Genomic DNA, 18298 nt, shown 5'->3' with positions numbered 1-18298 from the left:
CGCCCCGGGGGGGGGGGGGCACACCTCCACCGCCCCCCGCGGACCACCCCCGGGGGCCACCGGGCCGCGCCCGCGCCTGCCGGAGCTCCGGCAGGCGCGGGCGCGCGCCTTGACGGATGAACTTCGTGCACGCCTGTGGACAGCGGGGACTTGGGGACGCGACCGTGAGGGCGAGCGAACCCGGCCATACCGCTCAGGGGGGTCCCCATGCCGTACTCACGCTCTGCCCTGCGAAGATTCCTCGCCGTCGCCTCGGCCTGCCTCCTCGGCGGAGCCTCTGCCCTCGCGGTCGCTCCCGTCGCCGCGGCCGAACCGGCCACGACGGTCGGCTATCCGGCGGGAGCGACCGCCACCCGCTACTCGGGGCTCGCCTTCGACGCCTGCACGGCCCCGCCGCTCACCACCGTGCAGGCCTGGAACGCCTCGCCCTACCGCGCCCTCGGCGTCTATGTCTCCGGCGTCAACCGTACGTGCGCCCAGCCGCAGCTGACCGCGTCCTGGGTGGCCTCCGTGACCGGGCTGAAGTGGCGCCTGCTGCCCATACACAAGGGCCTGCAACCGCCGTGCGGGGCACGGCCGTCCGACGCCAAGATCAGCACGAGCCCGGCGACGGCCCGCTCGCAGGGCACCGCGGCGGCCACGGAGGCGATCGCCGCGGCCAAGGCCCTCGGCATGCTGCCCGGCAGCGCCCTCTACAACGACATCGAGCACTACACCCAGACCGACGGCACCTGCCGCACGGCCGTCCTGACCTATGTCTCCGCCTGGACCAAGGAGCTCCACCGGCTCGGCTATGTCTCCGGCGTCTACATGAACCTCAACCTGGGCGCCCGCCAACTCGCCGACGTCTACACGTCCACGGCCTACGCACGCCCGGACGCCCTGTGGATCGCGCGCTACGACAGCGTCGACTCCCTCAAGGGCTGGGCCAACATCGCCGACTCCAAGTGGGCCGTCCACCAGCGCGCCAAACAGTTCCGCGGCGGCCACGACGAGACCTACGGCTCAGTCACCCTCAACATCGACACCGACCGGCTCGACGCGCCCGTCGCCACGGTGGCGTACCCGTACAAGGTGACCAGCACCACCCCGCTCAACGCACGCACCGGGCCCGCGACCAGCTACCCGGTCACCGCGACCTACGCCCCCGGCGCGACCCTGAAGGTCGTCTGCCAGACGCCCGGCACCAAGGTCGGCACCACGTCCGTGTGGGACAGGCTCACCAACGGCGGCTATGTCTCGGACCGTTACGTCAGCACCCCCTCCGGCACCGGCTACAGCGCGCCGCTGCCCCGCTGCGCCTACCCGTACCAGGTGACCGCCCCGGCAGGCGTGACCGAGCGCAGCGGCCCCGGCGCGGGGTACTCCGCCGTCGGCACCTCGCCGGGCGGAGCCCTGGCGTGGGTCACCTGCCAGCGGTCCGGTTCGACGGTCGGCACCACCAAGATCTGGGACCGGCTCGACAACGGCCACTATGTGTCGGACCACTATGTGGCCACGCCCAGCGGCACTTCGTACAGCAAGCCCCTGCCGCGCTGCTGAGCCGTGTGACCGGCCGGAGAGGGTCACGGGGCTGCGTCTGCCTGCGAATCGTCGAGCCACAGGCGCAGCTCCTGCTTCAGGGACCGCTGGAACGTGGTCAGCAGCCCCTGCACCACCAGCGGCTGCATATGGGCGGACAGCGACCGCACATGCCGCGCGTCCCGCTCCGAGACCTCGTCGCGCAGCAGTTGCGACAGCTCGTGGGCGGCCGCGCGCGAGTGTTCCAGGAGCACCTTCCGCGCGGCGAGGATCGCCTCCTGGGACAGCGGTACGTCCAGCAGCTCGACGCCGAGCCGCAGCTGTCCGAGGTCCACGCGGTACGCGTCACCCGCCCGCTCGACGACGTCCATCGCCACGAGCCGGTCCAGGTCGCCCTCGTCCAGGGACCGCCCCGCCCGCCGCTCCAGTTCCTCGCGCGACAGTGTCTCCGCCGCGTCCGGGGCCCACGAGGAGACCACGGCCCGGTGCACGGCGAGTTCGTGCGCGGTCAGGTCCGGTGGCAGCTGCCGCAGATACCGCTCGATCGCGGCCAGCGTCATGCCCTGGTGCTGCAACTCCTCGATCAGCGCCAGGCGTGCCAGATGCTCCCGGCGGTAGTGACCCACCCGGCGCGCACCGATCACCGGCGGCGGCAGCAGGCCCCTGGTGCCGTAGAAGCGGACCGTGCGGACCGTGACGCCCGCCCGGGCGGCCAGCTCGTCGATGGTGAGGGTCGGCTCCTCGGTGTCGGTCGTCATGTGCAGCAGTATTGCTGTCTCACCAGTGCTGTGAAACCTGTTGCGCGCATGTGACCGGAGTGTGAGCCACGGGTGACCGAGATGTGAGAAGAGCCGCTGTGTGACGTGGAACATCGCATACGGGGTGATCTCTCTGGAAAGCTGCTCCCTCGGTCTGTACCGCGACACAAAGGTGGTGCGGGCCGAGACCGTACGGACACCCGGGCCCACGAGGCCGGGCGCACCAGAGAGTGGAACCACCCGTGAGCAAGGACGCCGTGGAATCGGCACAGGTCGCCGCCCCTACCCAGGCGACCGGGACGCCCGCGGACGCGGGCGACGCCGGCTACAGCAAGGACCTCAAGGCCCGCCACGTCAACATGATCGCCATCGGCGGCGCCATCGGCACCGGACTCTTCCTCGGCGCCGGCGGCCGTCTGCACAACGCGGGCCCGGCGCTCGCCCTGGCCTATCTGGTCTGCGGCGTGTTCGCCTTCTTCGTCGTACGGGCCCTGGGTGAGCTCGTCCTGTACCGGCCCTCGTCCGGTTCGTTCGTGTCGTACGCGCGCGAGTTCCTCGGCGAGAAGGGCGCCTACGTCGCCGGCTGGATGTACTTCCTGAACTGGTCGACCACCGGTATCGCCGACATCACCGCGATCGCGCTGTACACGCACTACTGGAGCATGTTCACCAGCATCCCGCAGTGGGTGCTCGCCCTGGCCGCCCTCGCGGTGGTCCTGGCCGTGAACCTGATCTCCGTGAAGATCTTCGGCGAGATGGAGTTCTGGTTCGCGATCATCAAGGTCGCGACCCTGGTCGGCTTCATGCTGATCGGCATCTTCCTGCTCGCCACCCAGCACAAGGTCGGCGGCCAGACCCCGGGCCTGAGCGTCGTCACCGACCACGGCGGAGTCATCCCGCACGGCATGATGCCGGTCGTCCTGGTCATGCAGGGCGTGATCTTCGCGTACGCCGCGCTGGAACTGGTCGGCGTCGCGGCCGGCGAGACCGCCGAGCCGGAGAAGGTCGTCCCGCGCGCGGTGAACTCGATCATGTGGCGCGTCGGTCTCTTCTACGTCGGCTCGGTCGTGCTGCTGGCCCTGCTGCTGCCGGGCTCGGTGTACTCGGCCGACCAGAGCCCCTTCGTGACGGTGCTCTCGAAGATCGGCGTCTCGGGCGCCGGTGACGTGATGAACCTGGTCGTCCTGACCGCCGCCATGTCCTCGCTGAACTCCGGCCTGTACTCCACCGGCCGCATCCTGCGCTCCATGGCGATCGCGGGCTCGGCCCCGAAGTTCACCGCCCGCATGAACCGCAGCCAGGTTCCCTACGGCGGCATCCTGCTGACCTGCGCGGTGTGCGTGCTCGGCGTCGGCCTCAACTACCTCATGCCGAGCCAGGCCTTCGAGATCGTGCTGAACGTCGCCTCCCTCGGCATCATCAGCACCTGGGTGATCATCATGGTCTGCCACCTGGTCTTCGTCCGGCGTGCCCGGGCGGGTCTGGTCACCCGGCCGCACTTCCGCCTCAAGGGCAGCCCCGGCACGGAGATCGCCACGATCGCCTTCCTGCTGGTCTGCCTCGGCATGATGTGGAACGACCCCGAGGTCGGCCGCAAGACCCTGATGCTCATCCCGGTGATCGCCGCGCTGCTGGTCGGCGGCTGGTACGGGGTGCGGCGGCGAGTCTCGAAGACCGCGGACCGGGAGCTGTCCGAGCTTACGAAGTAGCAGGTCACGGCCACTGTCAGTGGCATCGCCTACGGTGGCGTCATGTCGGAGATCACATATGTCCGGGGTGACGCCACCGTGCCGTCGGGCAAGGGCGTCAAGGTGATCGCCCACGTCTGCAACGACATCGGGGGATGGGGAAAGGGCTTCGTCCTGGCGCTGTCGCGCCGCTGGCCGGAGCCCGAGGCGGAGTACCGCGCATGGCACCGCCATCGCGCGTCGAACGACTTCGGGCTGGGTGCGGTACAGCTGGTGCGGGCCGAGCGGTATGTCTGGGTGGCCAACATGATCGGCCAGCGGGGCACCCGAACCGGCAGCAAGGGCGTGCCCGTGCGCTACGAGGCCATCGACACGGCGCTCGCCCGGCTCGCCGACGAAGTGATCGAACTCGGCGCGTCCGTGCACATGCCCCGCATAGGCTGCGGTCTGGCAGGCGGGAAGTGGTCCCGGATCGAGCCGCTGATCACGGAGCGGCTGGTGCGGCGCGGGATCGCGGTGACGGTGTACGACCACGGGGAGGGCGGGGGATGAGCGACAGGATCGACGTCCTGGTGCTGGGCGGCGCGGGCGTGGACACGATCGTGTACGTCCCCGAACTGCCGCTCCCGTACGCCGACAGCTACATGATCGACTCCGGGATCCGCACCCGCGCCGGACAGACCGGCGACTTCGTCGCGGTGGGCCTGAGCGCGCTGGGCCTGCGCACCCATCACCTCGACCTGCTCGGTGACGACCCCGAGGGCGAACTCGTCCGCGCGCTGCACCGGGACCACGGGATCCCGCTCACCGCGATCCCACAGCCCGCCGGCACCAAGCGCGCGGTGAACCTGGTCGGCCCGGACGGCCGCCGGCTCTCCCTCTACGACACCAGCCGGGCCCACGCCGACGACCGCTTCCCGGAGCGGACGGTCCGGGACCTCGCCGCGGCGAGCCGGCACGTCCACCTGGCCATCACCCACCCGTGCGCCCACACCCTGCCCGCACTGCGCGAGACCGGCGTCTCCGTCTCGACCGACCTGCACGACTGGGACGGCGAGAACCCCTACCACGAGCCCTTCGCCCACACGGCGGACATCGTCTTCCTCTCGGCGACGGCCCTCACCGACCCCGAGCGGACGATGCGCCGCATCGCCGAGAAGGGCAGGGCCGAGCTGGTCGTCGCCACCGCCGGTGCCGAGGGCGCGTACCTGCTGTCCGACGGCGAGCTGAGCCACCTACCGACGGTGACACCACCCGCGCCGGTGGTGGACACCAACGGCGCGGGCGACGCCTTCGCCGCCGCCTTCCTCTTCGCCCACCTCGACGGGGAGCCACCCCGGCGCAGCGCCCTGTACGGGACGGTGGCCGGGGCATACGCCTGCACGGTGCCGTCGACGGAGACGGTCGCGATAGGCCGGGACGAACTGCTGGACCGGGTGGCGGAGCTGGACTCGGCCGGCGTGTGAACCACGGGGCCGCGCCCGTGCGCACGGCCGGCGTGGCCCCACTGGTCCGGCCGGCCTCGGCCCGCCGCGGCAGGCGACGTCCGGGGCCGGGCCGGAGGTGAGCCGTCCGGTCCCGGCCCCGTTCTCCGGTGTCCCGGCCGACGTGAGCCTCGCCTCGCCGGGTCGTGCCCGTCCGGACGATTCGGTGGACCCAGCCGGTTCGGGCGGCCGTGGCAGCCGAATGTCCTCGGCCGGGGCCGGGTGAGTCACCTGTCCCGGCCCCGGCCCTGTGCCTCCGGTGTCTCAGCCTCCGTGGGCTTCGTTCGTCGCCTCGATCTTCTTCCAGGACTTCGGCTGTACGGGGGCCGCCGCGGGCTTGGTGACGACCGCGGAGCGGGCCGCGGCGGTGGTCGGCTTCGTCGGCTGGAACAGCCAGGTGTCGAACAGGGCGGACAGCGGCTTGCCGGAGACCTTCTCGGCGTACGTCCGGAAGTCGGCCACGGACGCGTTGCCGTAGGCGTGCTCCTTCGGCCAGCCCTTCAGGATGGCGAAGAACGCGTCGTCACCGACCTCGTTGCGCAGCGCCTGGACGGCCAGCGCACCCCGGTCGTAGACGGCGATGTCGAACTGGTCGTCCGGTCCCGGATCACCGGGCGCGACGGACCAGAAGGCGTCGTCGGCGGGGTGCGAGGCGTACACATAGTCGGCGAGCTGCTGCGTGGTGCCCTCGCCCTCGTGCTCCGACCACAGCCACTGCGCGTACCGCGCGAAGCCCTCGTTGATCCAGATGTCCTTCCAGCCCTTCAGCGACACGTCGTCGCCGTACCACTGGTGTGCCAGCTCGTGCACGACCACCGAGGTGTTGGAGCCGTTCGCGAACTGGCGCGGGCTGTAGTACACGCGGGTCTGGGTCTCCAGCGCGAACCCGGTGGTGGTGTTGGGGACATACCCGCCGGCCGAACCGAAGGGGTACGGCCCGAAGTAGCCGCTGAGCCAGTCGACGATCTCCCCGGTCCGCTCCACGCTCGCCCGCGCCGCCCCGTCGTTGTCCCCGAGGTCCTTGCTGTACGCGTTGACGACGGGGACCCCGCCCTCGGAGGTGCCCGTCGTGATGTCGAACTTCCCGACCGCCAGCGTGGCCAGATAGGTCGCCTGCGGCTTGTTCTCGCGCCAGTTGTAGCGGGTCCACCCAAGCCTGGAACTGCTCGACTGGAGCGTGCCGTTGGAGATGGCCTGGGTGCCGTCCGGTACGGCCACCGACACGTCGTAGGTCGCCTTGTCCAGCGGGTGGTCGTTGCTCGGGAACCACCACCAGGCCGCCTCGGGCTCGTCGGCCGCGATCGCGCCGTCGGGCGTGCGGTGCCAGGTGTTGAAGCCGTACGCGCTCTTCGTCGACGGCACCCCGCTGTAGCGGACCACCACGGTGATCGGCGTGCCCTTCGCCAGCGGGTTCTTCGGCGTGATCACCAGCTCGTGCTGGCCGGAGGTGGCGAAGCCGGCCTTGGCGCCGTTGACCCGCACCTCGCTCACGTCCAGCAGGAAGTCCAGATCGAAGCTGGACAGCTCCTGCGTGGTCCTCGCCTGGATCGTCGCCGTACCCGCCAGCTCGTCCGTGGCCGGCTGGTACGTCAGCCGGAGGTCGTAGTGGGAGACGTCGTAACCGCCGTTTCCGTAGTTCGGGTAATAGGGATCGCCGATGCCCGGTGCGCCGGGAGCGGAACTTGCGGCCGATGCCGGGATCGCCAGCAGGAGGGAGGCCGCCGCGAGCGCGCCCGGCGCGAAGATTCTGCGGTGCACGAGAACTCCAAGTCGTAGGGGCACGATGTCTGTTCGGAGCCTATTCAGACCCTGTGGCCCCTGACCTGTCCACAGCCCCTCGTGTCACACGATCGCCATCCGGCCGACATGAGCCACCCGGTCCCGACGTTCACTCAGCTGCCCTCTTCTGCACGGGAGTTGACCGGGGTACCGTCCGCGCATGCCGAAACGCACGCGCTTCACGATCTGGAGACCGCTCGCGACCCTGGCCGTCGCGGCCCTGATGGCCGCCTTCCTCACCCCCGTGGCCGCCCAGGCCGCCCCGCGCGAGAGCCGGCCCGTCTACTCGTACGCCCATGCCGTCCGTGAGGCCGTGTGGGTGGACACCGGCCTCGACGGGGACGGCGACGGCAGGACGGACCGCGTCGCCGCCGACATCGTCCGGCCGGCCGAACCCGCCCGGCAGGGCCGCAAGGTGCCGGTCATCATGGACGCCAGCCCGTACTACTCCTGCTGCGGGCGCGGCAACGAGAGCCAGAAGAAGACGTACGACGCGAGCGGCCACGTCGTCCGGATGCCGCTCTTCTACGACAACTACTTCGTGCCCCGCGGCTACGCCTTCGTCGGCGTCGACCTGGCCGGTACCAACCGCTCCGACGGCTGTGTCGACGTCGGCGGCCGCTCCGACATCGGGTCCGCGAAGGCCGTGATCGACTGGCTGAACGGCCGCGCCAAGGGCTACACCAGCCGCACCGGCACCACCACGGTCAAGGCCACCTGGACCAACGGGAAGACCGGCATGATCGGCAAGAGCTGGGACGGCACCATCGCCAACGGCGTCGCCGCCACCGGCGTCAAGGGCCTGAAGACCATCGTCCCGATCAGCGCCATCTCCTCCTGGTACGACTACTACTTCGCCAAGGGCGCACCGCTGTACGACTCCGGCCCCGACTGGCTGTCCGACGCCGTCGAGAGCGCCGACGCCCGCGCCCACTGCGCCGCCGTACAGAAGAAGCTCGTCGACGGCGCCCCGCGCACCGGTGACTGGACCGGTCTGTGGACCGAACGCGACTACGTCAGGAACGCGTCCAAGGTGAAGGCCAGCGTGTTCCTGGTGCACGGCATGCAGGACCTCAACGTCCGCACCAAGCACTTCGGCCAGTGGTGGGACGCCCTCGCCAGGCACGGCGTCGAACGGAAGATCTGGCTCTCCCAGACCGGCCATGTCGACCCCTTCGACTACCGGCGCGGGGCCTGGGTCGACACCCTGCACCGCTGGTTCGACCACGAGCTCCTCGGCTACGCCAACGGCATCGACCGTGAGCCTATGGCCGACATCGAACGCCACCCGGACCAGTGGGTCACCTCCACGGTGTGGCCGCCGCGCGACACGCAGGGCACCACGCTGCGCCCGGCCACCGGCAGCCGGGCGGGCGTCGGCACGCTCGGCCTGCGCCGGGGACAGGGCACCGAGACGTTCACCGACAACCCGGCCCTGAGCGAGACCGACTGGGCCGGGCGGATCGGCACGGCCACCCCCGAGAAGGCCGGTTTCCTCACCGAGCCGCTCACCCGGGACCTGCGCCTGTCCGGCTCGTCCAAGGTCACCGTGACCGCCACGCCGACCACCTCGACCGCCCATCTCTCCGCGGTCCTCGTCGACCTCGGCCCCGGCACCATCCGGGACTACGCGGACGACGGCGAGGGCATCACCACCCTCACCGACCGCACCTGCTGGGGCGCTAGCACGGCCGGGGACAGCGCCTGCTTCAAGTCGACCAAGGCGAGGACGAAGGCCGTCGACTACACGGTGTTCAGCCGCGGCTGGGCCGACCTCGGCAACTACGCCGACACCGGCAAGGGCGTCCCGCTCACCCCGGGCAAGGCGTACACCATCACGCTCGACCTGGCGGCCACCGACCATGTCGTCCCCAAGGGCCACCGCCTGGCGCTGATCGTCGCGGGCACGGACAAGAACCTCATCGACCCGCCGTCGACCACCCCGACGCTCACCGTCGACCTGGCCCGCACGTCGGCCAGGCTGCCGCTGGTGGGCGGTCCCGCGGCGTTCACCCGGGCGACCTCGGGCACCACGTCCACCACTCCCGCAGCCACCTCCCTGGAAGGCGTCCGCTCACCCCGTACCATCCAGCGCCTGCCCGGCAGCTGAGCCGACCGGCTCAGGCGGCCGCGCCCACCAGCGCGGCCGCCTCCTGGGCGCAGCCCCAGGCCACGGTGACGCCGGCGCCGCCGTGGCCGTAGTGGTGGACCAATGCCCGTCCGTCCGGCAGCGGCAGGCGCTCCAGCCGTACCGCGGCGCGTGCCGGGCGCAGCCCCACGCGATGGGCCAGCACCCTCGCCCCGGCGATCTCCGGCCGCACCGCGGCACACCGGGCGACGATCCCCGCGGCCACGGCCGGGTCCGGCTCCAGGGACCACGCGTCGTCCTCCGCCGTACCGCCCAGGATCAGCCCGCCCGGCTGGGGAAAGAAGTACGTGGAGGTGTCCGAGGAGTGATCGACGGAGGTGAACCAGGTCGTGACGCCCGGGTTCGCCACCACGACCAGCTGACCGCGCACCGGCCGCACCGCCGGGTCCGGTACCAGCTCACGGGCCCCCAGACCGGTGCAGTTGACCACGACCGGCGCGGGCACCCGGGCCAGATCGGTCACCACCCGCTCCTCGACCGTGCCGCCCGCCTTCAGCAACCGCGCCCGCAGCCACGCCAGATGGGCCGGCATGTCGATCAACGGCAGCCGTGCCGCCAGACCTTCGCCGTCGTCCGCGGTACGCAGCGCCGGCACCCGCGCCGCCCAGGGGCCCAGCTCGTCCAGACGCAGCCCGCGGTGTACGCCCTCGACCATGCGTACGCCGGTCTCCTCCGGGCGCGTGGCCAGCTCCTCGTACTCGGCAAGGGATTCGAGGGCCCAGCGGCCGACGAGCGGTTCCGGTTCGATGCGGTACGGCCACCACAGCGCACCTGCGACCGCCGAGGTCGTGCGCTCGGCCGGGTCCCGGTTCCACACCCGCACCCGGACGCCGTTCTCGGCCAGCACCACGGCCGTGGTCAGCCCGACGACCCCGCCGCCGACCACGATCACGCCATCACTTCGCTCATGCTCCACGCGAGGACGTTAGCGAAATATGTCATGCCGCGCTCACATGCGTCCCACTCTGGGAATACTCACAGCATGTCTGCCGCATACGTGTCCTTCGGCCTGGCACCGGCGATGCGCGCCGGCGGTGTGCTCGCCGACGGCGGCTACCAGGTCCACCGGGACTTCGTGGACTTCATCGTCGACGGACGTCCGCTGCTGTTCCAGCTGTCCGACCTGGACGCCGTCTCCCCACTCGCCTCCGACGTCCCGCCCGCGATCTTCACCGCGCAGGTCCGCAGCCTGCTCCTGGAGAGCGAGGCGCCCCTGCCCGACGGCCGCTACGTCGTCTACGGCTGCCCCGAGTGCGAGGACCTGGCCTGCGGTGCGGTCACCGCCGTCATCGAGCGGGACGGCGACGACTACATCTGGCGGGACTTCGCCTGGCAGAGCGAGGACCATGCCGACCTGGAGCTCAACGGCTATCACGGCATAGGGCCCTTCCGGTTCCACGGCGACGAGTACCGCGCGGCCCTCGGCGCCCTCCTCGACGACGCCGACGCGCAGGCACAGCCCCGCCGCCGCGTGCTGCTGATCGGCGCCCGCGTCGCGCTCCTCGCCAAGCTCGCCGCCGCCCTGCGCACCATCGGCATCGGCGCCGACATCACCCAGGACGCCACGGGCGTTCCCGAGGAGGAACTGCGCGCGTACGGCGCCGTCGCCTTCGGCCGGGCGATCGGCGAGGCGCAACGGGCCGCCGTACGCCGGGCGTTCGAACGCGCCCGCGTCGACGTCGCCTATGTCGACGGGCTCGCCCCGATCGTCCCCCTGCTCGTCGCGCAGATCGAGCACGCCCTGGACCGCCGCCCCGTGGCACAGCGCCGGCTGACCCGCCTGGTGGCGGCGGACGGCGAGGCGGGCATCGAGGTCACCTCGCCCTGCCGGGTCCGTCTCACGGCGTACCGCCTCGACCGGCTCTACCGCACCCACACCCGGGAGGTGTTCGACGGAATCCTGGAGGCCGGCCTGCACCGCATCGCCCTGGACGCCAAGGCGGTCAAGGGGGAGTCCTTCGTCGTGGCCCGGACCTCGGGGAGCGTGCTGGTGGAGGCGATGGCCCGCTGAACGGCGCGGCGCGCGGCCATTAGGATCGGCGGTCTGATGACTGCCACCCTCGTCGCCAAGAACCTCGCCGCCGGCCACGGCGACCGCTCGCTCTTCTCCGGGCTCGACCTCGTCGTCGCGCCCGGGGACGTGATCGGGCTGGTCGGCGCCAACGGCGCGGGCAAGTCCACGCTCCTGAGGCTGCTCGCCGGGCTGCTCGCGCCCGAGCACGGCGAACTGCGCCTTTCCCCGCCCACCGCGACCGTCGGCCATCTGCCCCAGGAGCCGGAACGACGGCCCGGCGAGACCGTACGGGAGTTCCTCGCCCGCCGCACCGGCGTCGCCGAGGCCCAGCGAGTGATGGACGAGGCGACACAGGCCCTGGTCGACGGCCTGCCCGGTGCCGACGACGCCTACGCCACCAGCCTGGAGCGATGGCTGGATCTCGGCGGCGCCGACCTGGAGGAGCGCGCGGAGGAGGTCGCCGACTCGCTGGGCCTGGCCGTGGACCTGGACCAGCCGATGACGTCCCTGTCCGGCGGCCAGGCGGCCCGCGCCGGCCTCGCCTCGCTCCTGCTCTCCCGCTACGACGTCTTCCTGCTGGACGAGCCCACCAACGACCTCGACCTCGACGGCCTGGAGCGACTCGAACGCTTTGTGACCGGCCTGCGCGCGGGGACCGTCGTCGTCAGCCACGACCGCGAGTTCCTCACCCGCACCGTCACCAAGGTCCTCGAACTCGACCTCGCCCAGGGGCAGATCAACCTCTACGGTGGCGGCTACGAGGCCTACCTGGAGGAGCGTGAGGTGGCCCGCCGGCACGCCCGCGACGACTACGAGGAATACGCCGACAAGAAGGCCGCCCTCCAGGACCGCGCGCAGATGCAGCGCTCCTGGATGGACAAGGGCGTGAAGAACGCCCGGCGCAAGGCGGGCAACGACAACGACAAGCTCGGCCGCAAGTTCCGCAGCGAGGCCAGCGAGAAGCAGGCCGCGAAGGCCCGCCAGACCCAGCGGATGATCGAACGCCTCGATGTGGTCGAGGAGCCGCGCAAGGAGTGGGAGCTGCGCATGGAGATCGCGACCGCGCCGCGCTCCGGCGCGGTGGTCGCGACCCTGCGGGACGCGGAGGTACGGCGCGGGGACTTCACCTTCGGCCCGGCCTCGCTGCAGCTCGACTGGGCGGACCGGGTCGCGGTGACCGGCGCCAACGGCGCGGGCAAGTCGACGCTGCTGGGCGCGCTGCTCGGCCGCGTCCCGCTGGACGCCGGGCACGCCTCCCTCGGCTCCGGCGTCCTGGTCGGCGAGGTCGACCAGGCCCGCAAGGTGTTCCACGGCCCGGAGGCACTGCTGGACGCCTTCTGCGCGGCCGTCCCGGACACCGAGCCGGTCGAGGTCCGCACCCTGCTCGCCAAGTTCGGTCTGAAGTCGGACCATGTGCTGCGCCCGGCGGCCACCCTCTCCCCGGGTGAGCGCACCCGCGCCGCCCTGGCGCTGCTCCAGGGCCGGGGCGTCAATCTGCTCGTCCTCGACGAGCCGACCAACCACCTCGACCTGCCCGCCATCGAACAGCTGGAGTCCGCCCTCGACTCCTACCAGGGCACGCTGCTCCTGGTCACCCACGACCGCCGGATGCTGGACGCGGTCCGGGTGACCCGCCGACTGGAGGTGGCGGAGGGAAAGGTGACCGAGTACTGACGGGACGTATCGCTCGTATGAGGGGCGCGGGGCTGTGCCAACGTGCGGCTCCGCCGCGTGGGCGCGACCAGCCACAGCGGACCGGCAGTTCCCCACGCCCCTCGCGGAGCGACTAGCGCCGCCCGTTCTTCGGGTCCAGCAACCCGGCCCGGCGCAGGGCATCGGCCATCGCGCTGTTGGCGGGCGGCGGCGCGGCCTGGCGAGAGCTGCCGCCCCCACCACCGCCACCGCGCCCCTGCCGCTGCCGCTGCTGCGGCGGACGCCCACCGCGCTGCCGGCGTTCGCCGCCCTCACCCTGCTGCCCGCCCTGCGGCGCCGCCTCGTCGTCGAGGCGCAGCGTCAGCGAGATCCGCTTGCGCGGGATGTCCACGTCGAGGACCTTCACCTTGACGATGTCACCGGGCTTCACCACGTCACGCGGGTCCTTGACGAACGTCTTCGACATCGCGGAGACATGCACGAGGCCGTCCTGGTGGACACCGACGTCCACGAACGCCCCGAACGCGGCCACGTTCGTGACGACGCCCTCCAACACCATCCCGGAGGACAGGTCGGAGATCTTCTCCACACCTTCCTTGAAGGTCGCCGTCTTGAACGCCGGACGCGGGTCACGGCCCGGCTTCTCCAGCTCCTTCAGGATGTCGGTGACGGTCGGCAGACCGAAGGTGTCGTCCACGAACGCCGACGGCTTCAGCGAGCGCAGCACCGCCGTGTTGCCGATGAGCGCGGCCACCTCCTGGCCGGAGGTCTTCACCATGCGCCGTACGACCGGGTACGCCTCCGGGTGCACGCTGGACGCGTCCAGCGGGTCGTCGCCGCCACGGATCCGCAGGAAGCCCGCGCACTGCTCGTACGCCTTCGGACCCAGCCGCGCCACGCTCTTCAGCTGCGACCGCGAGGTGAACGGGCCGTTGGCGTCCCGGTGGGACACGATGTTCTCCGCGAGCCCTGAGGTGATGCCGGAGACCCGGGCGAGCAGCGGCGCGGAGGCGGTGTTCACGTCCACGCCCACGCCGTTCACACAGTCCTCCACCACCGCGTCCAGCGAGCGCGACAGCTTCACCTCGGACAGGTCGTGCTGGTACTGGCCGACACCGATCGACTTCGGGTCGATCTTCACCAGCTCGGCCAGCGGGTCCTGCAGCCGGCGCGCGATGGAGACCGCGCCGCGCAGCGACACGTCCATGTCCGGCAGCTCCTGCGAGGCGAACGCCGACGCCGAGTACACAGAGGCGCCGGCCTCGGACACCATCACCTTGGTGAGCTTCAACTCGGGGTGCCTGGAGATCAGTTCACCGGCGAGCTTGTCGGTCTCCCGGGAGGCGGTGCCGTTGCCGATCGCGACCAGCTCGACCGCGTGCTCCTTCGCCAGCCGGGCCAGCTTCGCCAGGGCCTCGTCCCACTTGTTGGCCGGGACGTGCGGGTGGATGACGTCGGTGGCGACGACCTTGCCGGTCGCGTCGACCACGGCCACCTTCACGCCCGTACGGAAGCCCGGGTCCAGGCCCAGCGTCGCGCGCGTGCCGGCCGGGGCGGCGAGCAGCAGGTCACGGAGGTTCGCGGCGAAGACGTCGACCGCCTCGTCCTCGGCGGCCGTGCGCAGCCGCAGCCGCAGGTCGATGCCCAGGTGGACGAGGATGCGGGTGCGCCAGGCCCAGCGCACCGTGTCCGTCAGCCACTTGTCGGCCGGGCGGCCGCGGTCGGCGATCGCGAACTTCCCGGCGACGATCCCCTCGTACGAGGACGGACCGTCCGTCGGCTCCTCCGGCTCCAGGACGAGATCCAGGACCTCCTCCTTCTCGCCGCGCAGCATCGCGAGGATCCGGTGCGAGGGCAGCTCGGTGAACGGCTCGGCGAAGTCGAAGTAGTCGGCGAACTTGGCGCCCGCCTCCTCCTTGCCGTCGCGCACCTTCGCGGCCAGGCGCCCGCGCACCCACATGCGCTCGCGCAACTCGCCGATCAGGTCGGCGTCCTCGGAGAACCGCTCGGTGAGGATCGCCCGCGCGCCGTCCAGGGCGGCCTGCGGATCGGCGACGCCCTTGTCGGCGTCCACGAAGGCGGCGGCCGCGGCGAGCGGCTCGACCGTCGGGTCCCCGAGCAGGCCCTCGGCCAGCGGCTCCAGGCCCGCCTCGCGCGCGATCTGGGCCTTCGTCCGGCGCTTCGGCTTGTACGGCAGGTAGATGTCCTCCAGGCGCGCCTTGGTCTCGGCACCCCGGATCCGCGCCTCGAGCTCCTCGGTGAGCTTGCCCTGCTCGCGCACCGACTCCAGGATCGCGGTCCGCCGCTCCTCCAGCTCCCGCAGATAGCGCAGCCGCTCCTCAAGGGTGCGCAGCTGCGCGTCGTCGAGCATCTCGGTCGCTTCCTTGCGGTAGCGGGCGATGAAGGGCACCGTCGAACCGCCGTCGAGCAGCTCCACGGCAGCCTTGACCTGCCGCTCCCGTACGCCGAGCTCTTCGGCGATCCTGCCTTCGATGGACCCTGCTGCGAGGGACCCGGGTGTCGTCACGATGCCGTACCGCCTTCTCCACTGAGGTTGCGCGGCAATTGTGGCAGGTGGCACCGACAACCGGGGATCAGGGCGCTCCCACGTGGCGGGTTGTTCATGGCAGAAAAGGTGGGGTACCCGTCGTTGCGGCTGTCCGCCGGCCCGCCAAGAATCGAAACCATGGCGCAACGAACCGTTCTCGTCGTCCTCTTCGACGGCGTCCAGAGCCTCGACGTCACCGGTCCCCTGGAGGTCTTCGCGGGCGCCGAGAGCCACCTCCCGGGCAGCTACCGCATCCGTACGGCCTCCCTGGACGGGGCTCCCGTACGCACCTCCAGCGCGCTCATCCTCGTATCGGACCAGTCGCTGGCGGACGCGTCCGAGCCGCACACGCTGCTCGTCCCCGGCGGGCAGGGCACCCGCCACCCCGATCCGCGGCTGACCGACTGGCTGCGCGGGCACGGGCCGCGTGCCGAGCGGCTGGTCTCCGTGTGCACCGGGGCGATCCTGCTCGCCGCGGCCGGTCTGCTGGACGGCCGCCGCGCCACGACCCACTGGGCGTACTGCGGCAAACTCGCCCGGGACCACCCCGCCGTCGAGGTCGACCCCGACCCCATCTACGTACGCGACGGACACGTCGCCACGTCGGCCGGTGTCACCTCCGGGATAGACCTCGGCCTGGCGCTGGTCGAGGAGGACCTGGGCCGGGACGTCGCGCTCTCCATCGCCCGCCACCTCGTGGTCTTCCTGCGCAGGCCCGGGAACCAGGCCCAGTTCAGCGCCCAGCTCGCCGCGCAGACCGCACGGCGCGAACCGCTGCGCGAGGTCCAGCAGTGGATCAGCGAGCACCCGGACGGCGATCTGAGCGTCGAGTCGCTCGCCGCCCGAGCCCGGCTCTCGCCCCGCCACTTCGCCCGCGCCTTCCAGGCGGAGACCGGCGTCACCCCCGGCCGCTACGTCGACCGGGTCCGTCTGGAGCACGCCCGCCGGCTGCTGGAGGACACCGCCGACGGCGTCGAGGAGATCTCCCGCGCCAGCGGCTACGGCACGCCCGAGGCCATGCGGCGCGCCTTCGCCAAGGCACTCGGGACCGCACCGGCCGAGTACCGCCGCCGGTTCCGCCCCGCGCCCGCCCACTGAACCCGTCGCCCGAACGCGCCCAGTGAATTCGCCTGCAGAACCCGTCCACCGAAAGGGGACTCGCGATGCACATCGCCTGCGTCGTCTACGACCGCTTCACCGCCCTCGACGTCGTGGGGCCCTACGAGGTCCTCGCCCGCCTCCCGGACGTCCGTCTCGACTTCGTCGCCGAGCGGCCCGGCCCCGTGCGCACCGAGACGGGATTCCTCGCCGTCACCGCGGACAAGGCCCTGGACGAGGTGCCGCACCCCGACCTCGTCGTGGTCGCCGGCGGCCCCGGCACCTTCGCCCAGCTGGAGAACGAGGCCCTGCTGGAGTGGCTGCGCGGCGCCGACGCCACGAGCACCTGGACCACCTCCGTGTGCTCCGGCTCACTGCTGCTGGCCGCCGCCGGACTGCTGGAGGGCCGCCGGGCCACCAGCCACTGGGTCGCGCTCGACCTGCTGAAGGAGTACGGCGCAGTGCCGACCGGGGAGCGGGTCGTCACCGACGGCAAGTACGTCACCGCGGCCGGTGTCTCCTCCGGCATCGACATGGGCCTCACACTGGTCGGCCGGATCGCGGGCGACGAGCACGCCCAGGCCGTGCAGCTGCTGACCGAGTACGACCCGCAGCCGCCCTACGACGCCGGGTCCCCGGACAGGGCGCCCGCGCATCTCGTCGAGGAGTTCCGTACGAACAGCCGGTTCACTCTGGTGTAGGCACGGTCCAGGTGAAGTGCGGCCGGCGGCGCTCCAGGAAGGCGGCGACCCCCTCCGCGGTGTCGCCGCTGCCGCGCGCCTGCTCCGTCCAGTGCGCGTCCCGGTCGGTACGTCCGTTCGCGAACTCCTTCGCCGCGGCCTGCGTCAGCTGCGAGCGCGAGACCAGGACCCGGGCGAACTCGGCGACCCGCTTGCCGAGTTCGCCCTCCGCCAGCAGCTCGTCGATCAGACCCGTACGCAGGGCCCGCTCCGCCTCGATCAACTCGCCGGAGAAGAGGAGGTACTTGGCGGCGGCCGGGCCCACCAGCGAGACCAGCCGGCGGGTGGAGGACGACGGATAGACGATGCCGAGCTTCGCCGGGGTCACCCCGAACAGCGACCCCTCCTCGGCGAACCGCAGATCGCAGGCCGCCGCGAGCTGCGAACCGCCGCCCACGCAGTGACCGCGGATCGCCGCCAGGGTCGGCTTGGGGAACGCCGCCAGGGCCTCCTCCGCCGCCACGGCGAGCCGCTGCGCCTCCTCCGGCGAGCCCCGCAGCGTCGAGATGTCGGCCCCGGCGCAGAAGGTCGCGCCCTCACCGGTGAGCACCAGCGCCCGCACGGCGGGATCGGCGGCCAGCGCGTCGAGCAGCGGGGGCAGGGACCGCCACATCGCGGCCGTCATGGCGTTGCGCTTGGCCGGGTGGTGGACGACGACGGTGGCGACCGAGTCGGCGACCGAGTGCAGCAGCTGGGGCTCCATGCGGGGATGCTATCCGCCGCTGTCCCGGCATGATCTCCAGGGGAACCCGTCAAACCCGTACAACCCGAATAGTTCGCGAAGGCGGCGCGACCGGGACAGGAGCAGTCCCACAACTGACCTTGTCATACGCCAACGGTCAGAACCGCTCGATACCAGCTGACTT

General features: G+C 71.6%; 14 protein-coding genes. 9 read left to right on the top strand and 5 right to left on the bottom strand.

Annotated features, from left to right (window positions below; all coding sequences use genetic code 11):
- The first annotated feature begins 207 nt into the window (after positions 1 to 207).
- The gene (locus tag AB0I54_RS26330; protein ID WP_363298612.1) at positions 208 to 1542 is read left to right on the top strand and encodes a glycoside hydrolase domain-containing protein; all 1335 of its coding nucleotides are present in this window, start codon (positions 208 to 210) and stop codon (positions 1540 to 1542) included.
- A 23-nt stretch (positions 1543 to 1565) separates the two neighbouring features.
- Here AB0I54_RS26330 and AB0I54_RS26325 read toward each other — a convergent pair whose 3' ends face one another.
- Positions 1566 to 2279: a MerR family transcriptional regulator gene (locus tag AB0I54_RS26325; RefSeq protein ID WP_363298611.1), complete on the bottom strand. Its 714-nt coding sequence runs from the start codon at positions 2277 to 2279 to the stop codon at positions 1566 to 1568.
- A gap of 242 nt (positions 2280 to 2521) precedes the next feature.
- On the opposite strand from AB0I54_RS26325, the gene AB0I54_RS26320 reads away from it, so the two are divergent.
- From AB0I54_RS26320 to AB0I54_RS26310, 3 genes are read left to right on the top strand one after another with little or no spacing between them, the layout of a single operon-like run.
- The gene (locus AB0I54_RS26320; protein WP_363298610.1) at positions 2522 to 3988 is read left to right on the top strand and encodes an amino acid permease; all 1467 of its coding nucleotides are present in this window, start codon (positions 2522 to 2524) and stop codon (positions 3986 to 3988) included.
- A 42-nt stretch (positions 3989 to 4030) separates the two neighbouring features.
- Positions 4031 to 4519: a macro domain-containing protein gene (locus AB0I54_RS26315; protein ID WP_363298609.1), complete on the top strand. Its 489-nt coding sequence runs from the start codon at positions 4031 to 4033 to the stop codon at positions 4517 to 4519.
- Positions 4516 to 5433: an adenosine kinase gene (locus AB0I54_RS26310; protein ID WP_363298608.1), complete on the top strand. Its 918-nt coding sequence runs from the start codon at positions 4516 to 4518 to the stop codon at positions 5431 to 5433. The genes AB0I54_RS26315 and AB0I54_RS26310 overlap by 4 nt, the downstream gene beginning before the upstream one ends.
- Before the next feature lie 282 nt (positions 5434 to 5715).
- Here the strand turns inward: AB0I54_RS26310 and AB0I54_RS26305 are convergent, their stop codons facing one another.
- A complete protein-coding gene (locus tag AB0I54_RS26305; protein ID WP_363298607.1) occupies positions 5716 to 7209 on the bottom strand; it encodes a M1 family metallopeptidase in 1494 nt (497 codons plus the stop codon).
- 181 nt (positions 7210 to 7390) lie between these two features.
- Here AB0I54_RS26305 and AB0I54_RS26300 point away from each other — a divergent pair, with 181 nt between their 5' ends.
- Complete coding sequence (locus AB0I54_RS26300; protein WP_363298606.1) at positions 7391 to 9340, top strand: Xaa-Pro dipeptidyl-peptidase; 1950 nt, start codon at positions 7391 to 7393, stop codon at positions 9338 to 9340.
- A 10-nt stretch (positions 9341 to 9350) separates the two neighbouring features.
- Here the strand turns inward: AB0I54_RS26300 and AB0I54_RS26295 are convergent, their stop codons facing one another.
- Positions 9351 to 10271, bottom strand: coding sequence for an FAD-dependent oxidoreductase (locus AB0I54_RS26295; RefSeq protein ID WP_363298624.1), 921 nt, complete (start codon positions 10269 to 10271; stop codon positions 9351 to 9353).
- Between the two features lie 90 nt (positions 10272 to 10361).
- Here AB0I54_RS26295 and AB0I54_RS26290 point away from each other — a divergent pair, with 90 nt between their 5' ends.
- Positions 10362 to 11390, top strand: coding sequence for an oxidoreductase (locus tag AB0I54_RS26290; RefSeq protein WP_363298605.1), 1029 nt, complete (start codon positions 10362 to 10364; stop codon positions 11388 to 11390).
- 36 nt (positions 11391 to 11426) lie between these two features.
- Positions 11427 to 13067, top strand: a complete 1641-nt coding sequence (locus tag AB0I54_RS26285; protein ID WP_363298604.1) for an ABC-F family ATP-binding cassette domain-containing protein — start codon at positions 11427 to 11429, stop codon at positions 13065 to 13067.
- 112 nt (positions 13068 to 13179) lie between these two features.
- Here the strand turns inward: AB0I54_RS26285 and AB0I54_RS26280 are convergent, their stop codons facing one another.
- Complete coding sequence (locus AB0I54_RS26280) at positions 13180 to 15573, bottom strand: Tex family protein (protein ID WP_363298603.1); 2394 nt, start codon at positions 15571 to 15573, stop codon at positions 13180 to 13182.
- Between the two features lie 159 nt (positions 15574 to 15732).
- On the opposite strand from AB0I54_RS26280, the gene AB0I54_RS26275 reads away from it, so the two are divergent.
- Together AB0I54_RS26275 and AB0I54_RS26270 are read left to right on the top strand one after the other, a co-directional pair.
- The gene (locus tag AB0I54_RS26275) at positions 15733 to 16692 is read left to right on the top strand and encodes a DJ-1/PfpI family protein (protein ID WP_363298602.1); all 960 of its coding nucleotides are present in this window, start codon (positions 15733 to 15735) and stop codon (positions 16690 to 16692) included.
- Positions 16693 to 16757: 65 nt separating this feature from the next.
- On the top strand, positions 16758 to 17393 hold the full coding sequence (locus AB0I54_RS26270; protein ID WP_363298601.1) for a DJ-1/PfpI family protein: 636 nt from the start codon (positions 16758 to 16760) through the stop codon (positions 17391 to 17393).
- Here AB0I54_RS26270 and AB0I54_RS26265 read toward each other — a convergent pair.
- Complete coding sequence (locus AB0I54_RS26265) at positions 17380 to 18135, bottom strand: enoyl-CoA hydratase-related protein (protein WP_363298600.1); 756 nt, start codon at positions 18133 to 18135, stop codon at positions 17380 to 17382. The genes AB0I54_RS26270 and AB0I54_RS26265 overlap by 14 nt on opposite strands.
- Between the last annotated feature and the right edge of the window lie 163 nt (positions 18136 to 18298).

This window comes from Streptomyces sp. NPDC050625, from assembly GCF_040654755.1.
Classification (GTDB): Bacteria; Actinomycetota; Actinomycetes; order Streptomycetales; family Streptomycetaceae; genus Streptomyces.
The sequence above is the reverse complement of the archived record's forward strand: the minus strand, read 5'-3'. Positions and strand labels throughout refer to the sequence as shown.